The sequence below is a fragment of the Spirulina sp. CCY15215 genome, assembly GCF_016888125.1.
GTDB lineage: Bacteria > Cyanobacteriota > Cyanobacteriia > Cyanobacteriales > Spirulinaceae > CCY15215.
In genome coordinates, this window is record NZ_JACSWA010000484.1 from 11981 (window position 1) to 24272 (window position 12292).

Annotated in this window: 12 protein-coding genes; 6 read left to right on the plus strand and 6 right to left on the minus strand. The window is 43.1% G+C overall.

Features of this window, described 5'->3' with window-relative positions; genetic code table 11:
- Positions 1 to 12: 12 nt before the first annotated feature.
- From hisS to JUI58_RS16220, 5 genes are all read right to left on the minus strand, one after another.
- Positions 13 to 1278 (minus strand): histidine--tRNA ligase, encoded by a 1266-nt coding sequence (gene hisS, locus JUI58_RS16200; RefSeq protein ID WP_204104838.1) that lies wholly within the window; start codon positions 1276 to 1278, stop codon positions 13 to 15.
- Between the two features lie 158 nt (positions 1279 to 1436).
- Positions 1437 to 1673: a 50S ribosomal protein L28 gene (gene rpmB / locus JUI58_RS16205; protein ID WP_204104839.1), complete on the minus strand. Its 237-nt coding sequence runs from the start codon at positions 1671 to 1673 to the stop codon at positions 1437 to 1439.
- Between the two features lie 48 nt (positions 1674 to 1721).
- Complete coding sequence (locus tag JUI58_RS16210; protein WP_204104840.1) at positions 1722 to 1880, minus strand: hypothetical protein; 159 nt, start codon at positions 1878 to 1880, stop codon at positions 1722 to 1724.
- 86 nt (positions 1881 to 1966) lie between these two features.
- Positions 1967 to 2881, minus strand: a complete 915-nt coding sequence (locus JUI58_RS16215) for a site-specific DNA-methyltransferase (protein WP_204104841.1) — start codon at positions 2879 to 2881, stop codon at positions 1967 to 1969.
- On the minus strand, positions 2874 to 3842 hold the full coding sequence (locus JUI58_RS16220; protein ID WP_204104842.1) for a hypothetical protein: 969 nt from the start codon (positions 3840 to 3842) through the stop codon (positions 2874 to 2876). Before JUI58_RS16220 ends, JUI58_RS16215 begins: the two co-directional genes overlap by 8 nt.
- 220 nt (positions 3843 to 4062) lie before the next feature.
- On the opposite strand from JUI58_RS16220, the gene JUI58_RS16225 reads away from it, so the two are divergent.
- Positions 4063 to 5751, plus strand: a complete 1689-nt coding sequence (locus tag JUI58_RS16225) for a sodium:solute symporter family protein (protein ID WP_204104843.1) — start codon at positions 4063 to 4065, stop codon at positions 5749 to 5751.
- Between the two features lie 132 nt (positions 5752 to 5883).
- Here the strand turns inward: JUI58_RS16225 and JUI58_RS16230 are convergent, their stop codons facing one another.
- Positions 5884 to 7290, minus strand: a complete 1407-nt coding sequence (locus JUI58_RS16230) for an amidohydrolase (protein ID WP_204104844.1) — start codon at positions 7288 to 7290, stop codon at positions 5884 to 5886.
- 97 nt (positions 7291 to 7387) lie between these two features.
- On the opposite strand from JUI58_RS16230, the gene JUI58_RS16235 reads away from it, so the two are divergent.
- The 5 genes from JUI58_RS16235 to JUI58_RS16255 all read left to right on the plus strand — a co-directional run bounded on the left by JUI58_RS16235 (position 7388) and on the right by JUI58_RS16255 (position 12218).
- The gene (locus JUI58_RS16235) at positions 7388 to 8176 is read left to right on the plus strand and encodes a cysteine hydrolase family protein (protein ID WP_204104845.1); all 789 of its coding nucleotides are present in this window, start codon (positions 7388 to 7390) and stop codon (positions 8174 to 8176) included.
- A gap of 112 nt (positions 8177 to 8288) precedes the next feature.
- Entirely contained in the window at positions 8289 to 8729 is a 441-nt protein-coding gene (locus tag JUI58_RS16240; protein WP_204104860.1) for a cupin domain-containing protein, read from the plus strand.
- 61 nt (positions 8730 to 8790) lie between these two features.
- Positions 8791 to 10077 carry an aspartate aminotransferase family protein gene (locus JUI58_RS16245; RefSeq protein WP_204104861.1) on the plus strand — a complete coding sequence of 429 codons (1287 nt, stop codon included), beginning with the start codon at positions 8791 to 8793 and terminating at the stop codon, positions 10075 to 10077.
- 132 nt (positions 10078 to 10209) lie between these two features.
- On the plus strand, positions 10210 to 11382 hold the full coding sequence (gene moeB, locus JUI58_RS16250) for a molybdopterin-synthase adenylyltransferase MoeB (RefSeq protein WP_204104846.1): 1173 nt from the start codon (positions 10210 to 10212) through the stop codon (positions 11380 to 11382).
- Between the two features lie 98 nt (positions 11383 to 11480).
- A complete protein-coding gene (locus tag JUI58_RS16255) occupies positions 11481 to 12218 on the plus strand; it encodes a hypothetical protein (protein ID WP_204104847.1) in 738 nt (245 codons plus the stop codon).
- Positions 12219 to 12292: the final 74 nt, after the last annotated feature.

The window sequence follows — 12292 nt, forward strand, 5'->3', positions numbered from 1 at the left end:
TCTTTCCGGTTTTTAGTGTTTCATTTGTTTTTTGAGCGTATCTGTCATGGTTAACAATTGACTTTGAGCGATCGCTTCTTGTTTTTGAGTCGCCATCCACTTCAAATTCACTGTTTGATTTTCCGCTTCAGCATCCCCAATAACCAAGCAGGCCATGGCATTACTGCGATCGGCACGTTTAAATTGTTTTCCAAAAGCAGCACCGCTTAGGTCTAATTCTACGCTGAAGCCAAAATAACGCAACTTTTGCGCTAAAACTAATGCCTGTGCCGTAGCGCGATCGCCTCGGGAAACAAGATAAAAGTCTAATTTTGGGGGTTTCTCTTCTCCTAATTGTTGCAGAAGTAAGACCAATCGCTCCATCCCGATCGCCCAACCTACAGCCGGAGTTTCTTTTCCTCCCAATTCTGCCACCAAACCATCATAGCGACCGCCTCCGCACACTGTTGCTTCGTTGCCCAAACTCTCAGCTTTAATTTCAAAGGCAGTGTGAGTATAGTAGTCCAAACCCCTGACCAAACAGGGATTGAGATGATAGTTAATACTTAAATCCCCTAAAAGTTGTTGGACGCGATCGAAGTGCTGGCGAGATTCATCTCCCAAGTATTCTAAAAGACTAGGGGCATCCCCAACAATTTCTTGAGTTCGTTTGTCCTTGCTATCTAAAATTCGCAAAGGATTGCGATCGAGACGGTCTTGGGAGTCCTTATCTAATTCGCTTTTATAGGGGCTTAGAAAGCTCACCAAGGCTTCTCGATAGCGTTGGCGGTCTTCACCCTGTCCTACGGAATTTAAGTCCAGTTTCAGGCTTTTTAAGCCCAAATCCTGCAATAATTGGGTCGCGAGGGCGATAACTTCTACATCAGCGCGAGGGTCTTGGGTGCCGATATTTTCCACCCCAACTTGATAAAATTGGCGCTGTCGTCCTGCCCCTGGACGTTCGTAGCGAAAAACAGGACCCGTGTACCAAAGGCGATGCACTCCTGCCCCTAAACTATGCTGGATGAAAGCACGGACTACCCCTGCGGTCATTTCAGGACGGAGAGAAATAGAACGATCGCCGCGATCGCGAAACGTATACATTTCTTTCCCCACTACGTCCGTTGCTTCCCCGATCCCCCGCTCAAAAAGTTCGGTTTGTTCGATAATAGGAGGCCGAATTTCTTGATAAACTGCCTTGGCAAAAATATCTCTTGCAGTTGCTTCGATTTGTTGCCAATACCCGATTTCTGTGGGGAGAATATCTTGTGTTCCCCGTAATGCTTGAATTGCGCCCATTAATACTCCACTATTTTCCTGCTAATCAATACAACCTGTACTATAAAAATTAATTATTCTTTCAGTAAAATTTAAGCATATTTGTTTGTTTTTTGGGGCATCGCAAACAGGAAAAGGGGCGATCGCACTTGGAGATGCCCCAGAGAAACAAGCACGAGCTAAAATTGATTGAGATTCAAACCTGCTTCCTTCGCCACTGCTTGTAAACCGTTCTTCTGAATGGTTTTCAGTGCTTTAGTAGAGAGTTTAATGCGTACCCAACGATTGCCTTCAACCCACCAGATCCGCTTCCATTGTAAATTCACTTGCTGTAATTTTTTGGTTCTGCGGTGAGAGTGAGAAACTGCATAGCCATTATTGGCTTTTTTCCCGGTAACTTGGCATCTACGAGACATGGAAAACCTCCAGATTGTATGATTTATTTTCGATCGCGATCTCCCATCCTACCTTAATTTTTGTCGCGATCGCCTCAACTCCGCCGATCTTTTTGCTGCAAATAGGCTTTTCTCTCTTCCGGTGGAAACTTTTCGATCGCATAACGCACCAGCGATCGCTTCCCCAAATAACCAAAAGGAGTTTTGGGTACTGGATTGGGCTTGCATGAAGGACTATCGAGTTTCTTTGCTCCATTGTAAGCAAATATTGAGTTTTGTTACAGTCCTGAGATCGAGGAAAAAAGAGAACAATATTACTGTTTTATCGCAAAAATTGTTGGCTGGTAATTCGTGTTATCGATTCTCTTTTGAGCCATTTTTTGATAGGTTTCAACTAATTCACAGCCAATAAATTTCCGATTATTTTTGATAGCAACAACACCCGTTGTTCCCGAACCTGTAAAAGGGTCAAAGACAATATCATCCATTTTTGTTGAGGCAAGTAGACAAGTCTCAACTAATTGTTCAGGATAGACGGCAAAATGTGCATCTCTAAATTTTCCTAAAGGTATCTCCCAAACCGTTCTTTTGTTTCTCCCTTGGGGATGAAAGGCTTGATCCCAACGACCATTATGTAAGTTTTGATTTCCTTCATTTTTACCTTGTTCTGGCGTACCATTTTTTTTACCCAGATGTTTTCTTCCTCCTCTCATTTTTGATTCTGAACTAAATGTTACATGAGGTTCCCTAATAGAGTCTGCGTCATAATAGTAATCAGATGTTTTTGAGAAAAGGAATATATATTCATGATCGGTTGTTGGTCTATTTTTAACTGAAGATGGCATCGCATTGGGCTTTTTCCAGATAATATCACTTCTAAGCATCCACCCCTTATCCTTGAGAGCAAATGCAACGCGCCACGGAACACCTAATAATTCTTTTTTTCGATAAGTATCTCCCAAATTTAGCCATAAAACTCCCGTATCTTTTAATTTAGATTTAATTACTTCAAAACAAAAAGTAAGATTCTTGATATATTCATCTAGGTCTTTTTCTCTCCCTATTTCATCTTGACTTAAATCTTCTCCTGAGTATTTTCTATGGCCAAAATAAGGAGGGCTAGTAATAATTGACTGAAAATAATTATCGGGTATTTTGTCATAAGTTTTTCTGATATCTCCCAGAAGAACTTGATTAATGATATTGTTATAATTTACCTGCTTAATCATGATTAAGAATTCCCTCAATATACTTGTTTAAATCTATCTGTGTCTTCTCATCAAATCCTTGAAATTTATTTGGACTCATATTGAAATGAAAAATTAAGTCTATTCGATTATTAATATTTCCCAATTCAGATGCTGACCAATTTTGAGCAATAATTACTGCCATTATATAATAGATGTTCGCATCCTCTTGAAGTTCGTCAATTGCAGCAATTAAATCCCTTGTAAATATATGTGCATGACCTCCACCTTCAGTTTCTCTTGTTTTTATTGGTATTAATAAGATTTCGTTGGCTTTACCATTTTTTGGGTCGAGTTCTACAGAAACATCAATAGTATGATTACCTATTTTGATTTGTTTAGGAGCAATCTTAATCCTTTTATATTTTCCATAGTTTCCATATATAGCAAAATAGTTTTGAAAAGCTGTAACTATAGCAGTTCTCACATTTGCTTCTACATGATGTCCTTTAATACTTCTTCGCGATCCTTCGAGGCGATCGATTATAACTTCTCTTACTGTCAACCAATCGAAACTTTTAATATGATTTTTATACTCAAAAATAAGTTCTACAAGTGTATCCGTTTCAGCTACGACTTTTTCAAGTTTCTCTAATTTACGCATTCGTGAAATTAAGGGTGCAAGTCTTTGCTGAGGTGCATCTCTAATTACCCAAGAAAAAAAATAAAAGCACGCTTTTGGATGTGGATATACCCTTCCTACTCCATCAAATAAAAGCGGTCTTTTTTCATCAGTTTCGCTATAACAATTTAAGATTATACTAGAAAGAGTATTTTTTGTTGAGTTCATCAGTATATCATGAAGTGATTTGTGAGAACTTGTTTGCTTTTTTGCTATTCTTTCAACCCAATCATAAAAAGGTTTTGCTTGGTCAGCTAGTTTCGATAGCTCGACCAATCTATAATGAGTAATATTGACCTGATGTACAATTAGTTCATTCATTGATTCAATAAAATATTGGCATATTGTATCACGTATGAGGGAATGAAATCAATTTTTAGTGAACGTAAAAAATAAGACGGTAGAAACATAAACATTATAGGATTGACGATCGCCGCGATCGCATCTTGTTTAACTCCGCCCTCACCCTGAGAAATTCAGCAACGGGTAGAAGATTTGCATTCTCCAGAATATACTCCATATAAATGATTGATAATTGATAATGACTGTAGAAGCGTGGACTTTTCTTTTTGTTACCCTTTCCTTTCTGGTTTATGCCTATATTGGCTGGCGATCGCGGGTCCGAGATAGCGAAGGCTTTTTTGTGGCTGAAAGAGGGGTTTCCGCGATCGCCAACGGCGCTGCAACTGCCGCCGATTATATGTCTGCTGCCACTTTTATTTCTAGTGCTGGGTTGATTTCCTTCCTCGGTTATGATGGTTTTGTCTATATCGTCAGCATCGGCGGGTTTGTTCTCCTTGCTTTGCTGATTGCCCCTTACCTGCGAAAATTCGGACAATATACCGTCCCAGATTTTATTGCGACTCGCTATTATTCCAAAGCTGCCCGCATTATTGCCGTGGGGATATCCATTATCATTTGTGTGACTTACGTTGCCGGACAAATGCGCGGCGTGGGGATTGTCTTTAGCCGCTTCCTGCAAATTCCTATTAGTGCAGGAGTCCTTATCGGCATGGCGATCGTTGGTTTTTTTGCCATTTTGGGGGGCATGAAGGGCATTACTTGGACCCAAGTGGCGCAATATGTCGTCTTACTCACAGCTTATTTGATTCCAGCTTGCGCGATCGCCTGGATCTTAACGGGAAATCCCATCCCCCAATTCGCCTTTGTTTTTGGAGATATTACGGATAAACTGAATGCGATTACTCTCGATCTGGGGTTTCACAACTATACCCAACCCTTCGTTAATAAATCTGAACTTGATATTTTGTTTATTACGATTTCTCTCTTCTTGGGATGTGCGGGACTCCCTCATGTTATTGTCCGTTTCTATACTGTCCCTAGCCCTCGGGCGGCAAGATATTCGGTGGGTTGGGCGGTGCTATTTATCGCCCTTCTCCTGACCACAGTTCCCACAGTTGCAGAATTTTCTCGCTACAATCTCATTACCAGTTTGCACGACAAAACCCCCACGGAAATTCAGGCTTTAGACTGGGCTATAAAGTGGGAAAATACGGGTTTATTAGGATTTGATGACAAGAATCAGAACGGGCGCATTGAATTAACCCCAGACAAGGACAGCAACGAAATAAGCATCGATCGCGATATCGTCTTTCTCTCAACCCCAGAAGTCGCCAAACTCGCCCCCTGGACGATCGCCCTGGTTGCAGCAGGAGGATTAGCGGCTTCTCTTTCCACGGCGGCGGGGTTATTATTAGTTATTTCCAGTTCTATTGCCCACGATATTTATTATCGCCTCATCAACCCCGAGGCTTCTGAAGAAAAACGGGTCATGTTAGGGCGAATCATGGTCTGCGTGGCGATCGCCATTGCGGGATATTTTGGTATTAATCCCCCTGGATTTGTGGGAGAAGTTGTTACTATGTCCATCGGTTTTGCTGCGGCGAGTTTCTTTCCGGTACTTTTGTTAGGAATTTTTGACAAGAGGACGAACAAAGAAGGGGCGATCGCGGGAATGCTGGTGAGTTTCACTTTTACTGCTGCCTATGTTATCGGCGAACAGTTTTTGGGGATGTCTCCCTGGTGTTTTGGTATTACTTCCCAAGGGATCGGCGCAATGGGGGCAATGTTGAATTTTATTGTCACGCTATCTGTCTCGCGTTTAACCCCTCCCTGCCCCTTAGAAGTACAACAATTAGTTGATGATTTGCGATCGCCGGAAGATGCCCCTTTTGCCCTCATGGATATCGGTGAAGAACAGTTAGATTAATTATAGGACTTACGCAGCTAGGGAGCGAGACGCTCCCACTACTGTATTCTCTATCATTATGGTAGTGCGGGCATCTTGCCCGCTAATGTGTAAAGCCCGCTAATGTGTAAAGCCCGCTAATGTGTAAAGTCCTCAATCATTTTCTAATCCCATAATACGGCGATAATGTGCCTCTACTTTCTCCGTTGTTACAGATTTGCGATCGCGCGTCCAATCGCTATATTTAAACAGATCTTGGCGCAATTTCTCTAGGTCAATATGGGTAAGTTTACCTGCTGCAACGACGCGATCGCCATTCACCCAAACGCTATCAACAACTTGGTTGGGACGACCAAAAACTAACAATCCAATGGGATCGGTACGGGGTAGTAAAGATAAATTAGTTAGATCGTAAAGTACGCAATCTGCTTTTTTACCTACTTCCAACGATCCTATTTTATCGCCTAAATTAATTCCCGTTGCTCCTCCTAAAGAAGCCATTTTTACCGCTTCTTGCGGATCGATCCAGCGACGATACTCAAAATCGGTAATATTGTGCAGCATCGTCCCAATTTTAATCGCTTCTAGCATATCTTGACCATCACTGCTGGCGGCTCCATCGCAACCAAAAGCAACATTAACCCCCGCTTGACGATATTTTAAAATCGGGGCAATTCCACTCCCCAATCGTAAATTACTTAACGGGTTATGGACTACCGTTGATTGGTTTTTAGCCAAGCAAGAAATATCATTATCATTCAGCCAAATGCAATGCGCTAAAGAAGTGCGATCGCTTAAAAAACCAATACTATCTAAATATTCTACTGCCGTACAACCATATTTTTCTTGGGCGAGTTTCTGCTGTGCCTTCGTTTCGAGAAGATGAGTATGGCGGCATAAATTATAGCGATCGCTTAACTCAATACAGCCTTTAAATAAAGCATCCGAACATAATTGTGTTCCCGTTGGTGCTGCCATAATACTAATACCAGCTTCGGGATGATGGAATTTTTCAATAGCAGCTTGCAACAACTCCAAAACCCACTCTGTTGTCCAACAACCGTCTTTAATTTCTCGGTTTTTACCCCCATCAGGAATACCTTCTTCCAGATCGCGATCGTAAATCAATGGACCAATAAATGCCCGAATACCAATCTCTTGATAACCGCGTACAGTTGCTGCGATCGTCTCCATTTCTTGCCCTGGAATGAGGACTAAATGATCGACAACGCAAGTTCCTCCTGATAATAAAGTTTCTGTTGCAGTACCTAAAGCACTGAGATAAATTTGCTCTATTTCTACTGGCGGAAAATCATAGAGTTGCGTCAACCATAATTCTAAAGGATAAGGGGAAATTAACCCGCGCTGCCACATTTCGGAAGAGTGGGTATGGGCATTGACAAAACCAGGTAATAATAACTTATTTGTTCCATCAATAATAGTGCCTTTGGCTTCGAGATCGGCTGCAATGTTAGCGATCGCATCGCCTTCAATTTGCACGTCAACGCGAACATATCCCGTATCTGTAGAAATCAAAACATTTTGAATGGTAAAATTCATCTCAATTATCAATTATAGTAAAGATTATCCACAGTGTAGACATATAGTAACCTGAATCAAAATCAGAAAATTCCGTCAAATTGCCGATCGCCAAATTATGAATCAATCTTTACACATTTTAGGGACTCCTCCCAATGCTTGGCAAGTGAATGCAGAAATTGCCGATATTACTCGCCCTCCCTTAGAAGCCAACATTATCACATTACCCACAGAAACAAAACTCCTACGCTTAGATTTAGCTAAAGCAGCCCTTTTGGTGATTGATATGCAGAATGATTTTTGTCACCCCGATGGTTGGTTAGCCAGTATTGGAGTCGATGTGAGTCCAGCGCGATCGCCCATCGCCCCCTTACAAAACTTATTACCCTTATTGCGATCGCACAATATGCCTATTCTCTGGGTAAATTGGGGTAATCGCCCCGATTTGCTTAATATTAGTGCCGGAATTCATCACGTTTATAACCCTACAGGAAAAGGAGTCGGCTTGGGAGATCCTCTCCCTAAGAATAACGCCCCAGTTTTAATGGCTGGAAGTTGGGCTGCTGCGGTAGTAGACGAGTTAGCACAAAAACCAGAAGATATCTGCATTGATAAGTATCGCATGAGTGGGTTTTGGGATACTCCTCTCGATAGTATTTTAAAAAACTTAGGCAAAACGACGCTTTTCTTTGCTGGAGTAAATATCGATCAATGTGTGATGGCAACGTTACAAGATGCCAATTTTTTGAGTTACGATTGTATTTTATTACAAGATTGTAGCGCAACAACTTCTCCTGAATATTGTTTGCAAGCAACGCTTTATAATATCAAGCAATGTTTTGGATTTGTGACTGATTCTCAGATACTGCAAAAAAGTATGCCTGGAATTATGAATTATGAATTATGAAAAATAGCCAATTTTTTAACCCCAATTGTTTTACTGAATCTATCACCCACCATTAACCATGACTTTATCTCTAGATAACATTACAGATCGCTGTAGTATTCCAACGTACTGCATGATTCCCACGATTAAATCTCCTCAAGATTATATCGCTTATCGCATTAGCCCTCATGATACAAATCGTTTGGCGATCATCTTCGATCCAGAAATAGCAGCAGCATCTTTAACATTTTGTGTAGAAATCTTCGATCCTGGAGGAAAAACACCTCCCAATCGTCATAATATTGCGGTAGAAATGTTTTTTATTCTTAAAGGTGAAGGAAAGGCGATCTGTGATGGAAAAACTGTTACGATCCAAACCGGAGATAGCTTGCTAGTTCCTCCAACTGGCATTCATGAAATCCATAATACGGGTTTAGGAAGACTCTATACCCTTTGTTTTATGGTTCCTAATGAAGATTTTGTCGAACTGATTCGGAGTGGTACGCGAGTAGAATTAGATGAGGAAGATTTTCGAGTTTTGACAGGAAATCGATGCACAATAAACGATTATTAATAAAAATAGTCAAACGTTAGGAGAAAAAGCAGTGCAACCCCAACAACTTGAAGCCTTTTGGATGCCCTTCACCAATAATCGTGCTTTTAAAGCCAATCCTCGCATCCTGGTGTCTGCCCAAGATATGTATTATACCAGTGCCGACGGTCGCCAAATCCTCGACGGTACCGCCGGACTCTGGTGCGTGAATGCGGGACATTGCCGACCCAAAATCGTCGCAGCCGTACAGAAACAGGTTGCCGAATTGGACTATGCACCCCCTTTTCGCATGGGGCATCCCGGTGCATTTGAACTAGCAGAACGCTTAATTGCGCTGTTTCCCGAGGGATTCGATCGCGTCTTTTTTGGGAACTCCGGTTCCGAGGCCGTAGAGTCGGCTTTAAAAATTGCGATCGCCTATCATCGCGTGCGGGGAGAAGCATCTAGAACCCGCCTGATCGGGCGAGAACGAGGCTATCATGGGGTCGGCTTCGGCGGTATTTCCGTGGGAGGAATGGGGAATAATCGCAAGTTTTTCGGCAGTCTCCTCCCCGGTACAGATCACCTCTCCCACACCCATAACCTAGCGGAGAACGCTTTCAGCCAAGGACAGCCTCAATGGGGGGCGCATTTAGCCGATGAATTAGAACGCTTGGTCAAACTCCACGATCCTTCCACGATCGCCGCCGTTATCGTCGAACCTGTCGCTGGTTCTACAGGAGTCCTTGTCCCTCCTGTCGGCTATTTAAAACGATTGCGGGACATTTGCACCCAATACGGCATCCTCCTCATTTTTGACGAAGTGATTACCGCTTTCGGGCGCTTAGGGGCAACCTGTGGGGCAGAATATTTTCATGTACTTCCCGATCTGATTACTGTTGCCAAAGGACTCACGAATGCTACAGTGCCAATGGGAGCCGTTTTAACCCGTCAAGGAATTTACGATGCTTTCACTGCCGCCGCATCAGAATCGGCGATCGAATTCCCCCACGGTTATACTTATTCTGGGCATCCCCTCGCTTGTGCTGCTGCTTTAGCCACCTTGGATGTTTACCAAGAAGAAGGACTCTTCGATCGCGCCCGAGAACTGTCCCCCTATTGGCAAGAATGCGTTCACCAGTTAAAAGGTTTACCTCACATTATTGATATTCGCAATATTGGTTTAGTGGCGGCCATAGAACTTGCTTCAATTCCCGATCGCGTTGGCGATCGCGGTACATTTTGCCTGCAACGCTGTTTTGAAAAGGGTTTAATGGTGAGGGTGACAGGGGATATTATTGCCCTTTCGCCTCCTTTAATTATCAGCAAAGAACAGATCGATCGCCTCTTTACAATTTTGGCCGAGGCGATCGAGAATATCAAAGAATAATTGGGAACTCGAACAAATAGGGTTCAATAAAGATAAAATAGACAATCTTACCCCAGCCAAAACCGCGATCGCCTTGTGACCCTACCCCAACAGAAGGCGATCGCGCCTAACGAACCCTAAACTCGATGGTCAATGTTAAATCCCAACTTGGATGAAATCCAACTCAATAAAGAAGAATACGAACGTTATTCGCGCCATATTATCTTGCCAGAAGTGGGGCTAGACGGGCAGAAGCGTCTAAAATCTGCAAGCGTTCTTTGCATCGGTACCGGCGGTCTTGGTTCCCCTCTCTTACTCTATCTTGCGGCGGCGGGTATTGGGCGCATCGGTATTGTCGATTTTGATATCGTTGATAGTTCCAACCTCCAACGCCAAATTATTCACGGCATCTCATGGGTAGGGAAACCGAAAATTGAATCGGCAAAAAACCGCATCCATGAAATCAATCCGAACTGTCAAGTAGACTTGTACGAAACCCGTTTAAGTGCCGAAAATGCCCTCGACATTATCAAGCCTTACGATATTGTTGTCGATGGAACGGATAATTTTCCCACGCGCTATCTCACAAACGATGCTTGCGTTCTTCTGAATAAGCCGAACGTTTACGGCTCAATTTTTCGCTTTGAAGGACAAGCGACGGTTTTTAATTATGAAGGCGGACCCAACTACCGCGACTTATACCCGGAACCTCCTCCACCTGGAATGGTTCCCTCCTGCGCGGAAGGCGGTGTACTTGGGGTTCTTCCCGGTATTGTCGGAACGATTCAAGCCACGGAAACCATTAAAATTATTTTAGGGAAAAACACAACTTTAAGCGGGCGCTTGTTGTTGTTTAATGCCCTGGAAATGAAGTTCCGAGAACTCAAACTTCGTCCCAACCCCGTTCGCCCAATTATCGAAAAACTTATCGACTACGAACAATTTTGCGGTATTCCCCAAGCCCAAGCAGCAGCAGCAGAGGAACAAAAAACAATGTCAGAAATGAATGTACAGGAGTTAAAACAACTCCTCGATAGTAGTGCGGATGATTTCTTGTTAATTGATGTTCGCAACCCCAACGAATACGAAATTGCCAAAATTCCAGGGGCTGTTCTCATTCCTCTCCCGGATATCGAACAAGGTCCAGGGGTTGAAAAAGTGAAAAATTTGCTCAATGGTCATCGTCTCATTGCTCATTGCAAAATGGGGGGGCGATCGGCGAAAGCCTTAAGCATCCTCAAGGAAGCGGGTATTGAAGGAACCAATGTTAAAGGTGGTATTCACGCCTGGAGTCAAGAAGTCGATCCTTCTGTACCCGAATACTAAAAATTGGCGATCGCGAATGGGGACTGGGTAATTGCTCATTCCCCATTTCTCGTCTTAAACTGAGCGAAGCCGAAGTGTTCCCTATTTTCCCTTTTCCCATGAAAAAGTCCTTCTCTCGTACAATTTCTCTGGGCATGAGCGCCCTTTTACCCGTAACCGCTTTACTGGTAGCAACCCCCAGTCAGGCTAATATTTTCAGCGATCTCGATGTTTTCAGTCGTCGCTATCGTCAAGGTCAATTTACGGAAGAGTTTGCAGAATGTGCGACGCAACTATTAGGGGTGGGAGTGCGGGAAGACCAAGCCGCGATCGCCTGTTCCGAAGCCCTAGAACCCACCGATGTCTCGCAATGTGTCAGTTCAATTGACACAGGAACGGTTATTAATGAACTCTATGCCCTATTTGCTTGTTTTCGCGTCAGACGACCCCTAGAATTGGCTGAATGTGTGGTGACGATTAATGATAACGTTTTGGTGACGCGCACCGAATTGGCGGGAAATATTACGGTTGCAGCGACGGAACTCGAACCCCTTGCTTTATCAACTTTAGATCATTGCCGTCGCAGTCTGCTACCTACGCGCTTATCGGCTTGTGTTGTTGGGTTGAGTCAACAAATTCCCCTCACTCCCTCTCGCGCTCTGAACACTTGTATTGATGCGGAAGATTTTCCTCGGGAATTATACACGCCATCCACTAATGCTACTTTAGAGCCAGATTATCCCACAGACGCGAATCCAATAGATAAGCCTAGTTTTGAGGAGTTTTCGCCCTTAGATGAGAAGTTTGATTCTACAACACCTTTTCCCTCAGAGGGAGACTCTCAAAACACACCATAACTTAAATGATTAATCCCCTTTTTCGAGTTTCTCAATAATAAAGGGGATTATTGAATTGCGGGTGCTGGGTTTAA

Coding starts and splice junctions, on each gene's coding strand:
- JUI58_RS16245 (WP_204104861.1), top strand. CDS start 8,791: ATGCCCTTCACCAATAATCGTGCTTTTAAAGCCAATCCTCGCATCCTG.
- moeB (WP_204104846.1), top strand. CDS start 10,210: ATGTTAAATCCCAACTTGGATGAAATCCAACTCAATAAAGAAGAATAC.
- JUI58_RS16230 (WP_204104844.1), bottom strand. CDS start 7,290: ATGAATTTTACCATTCAAAATGTTTTGATTTCTACAGATACGGGATAT.
- JUI58_RS16210 (WP_204104840.1), bottom strand. CDS start 1,880: ATGCAAGCCCAATCCAGTACCCAAAACTCCTTTTGGTTATTTGGGGAA.
- JUI58_RS16215 (WP_204104841.1), bottom strand. CDS start 2,881: ATGATTAAGCAGGTAAATTATAACAATATCATTAATCAAGTTCTTCTG.
- JUI58_RS16240 (WP_204104860.1), top strand. CDS start 8,289: ATGATTCCCACGATTAAATCTCCTCAAGATTATATCGCTTATCGCATT.
- hisS (WP_204104838.1), bottom strand. CDS start 1,278: ATGGGCGCAATTCAAGCATTACGGGGAACACAAGATATTCTCCCCACA.
- JUI58_RS16220 (WP_204104842.1), bottom strand. CDS start 3,842: ATGAATGAACTAATTGTACATCAGGTCAATATTACTCATTATAGATTG.
- JUI58_RS16225 (WP_204104843.1), top strand. CDS start 4,063: ATGACTGTAGAAGCGTGGACTTTTCTTTTTGTTACCCTTTCCTTTCTG.
- JUI58_RS16235 (WP_204104845.1), top strand. CDS start 7,388: ATGAATCAATCTTTACACATTTTAGGGACTCCTCCCAATGCTTGGCAA.
- rpmB (WP_204104839.1), bottom strand. CDS start 1,673: ATGTCTCGTAGATGCCAAGTTACCGGGAAAAAAGCCAATAATGGCTAT.
- JUI58_RS16255 (WP_204104847.1), top strand. CDS start 11,481: ATGAAAAAGTCCTTCTCTCGTACAATTTCTCTGGGCATGAGCGCCCTT.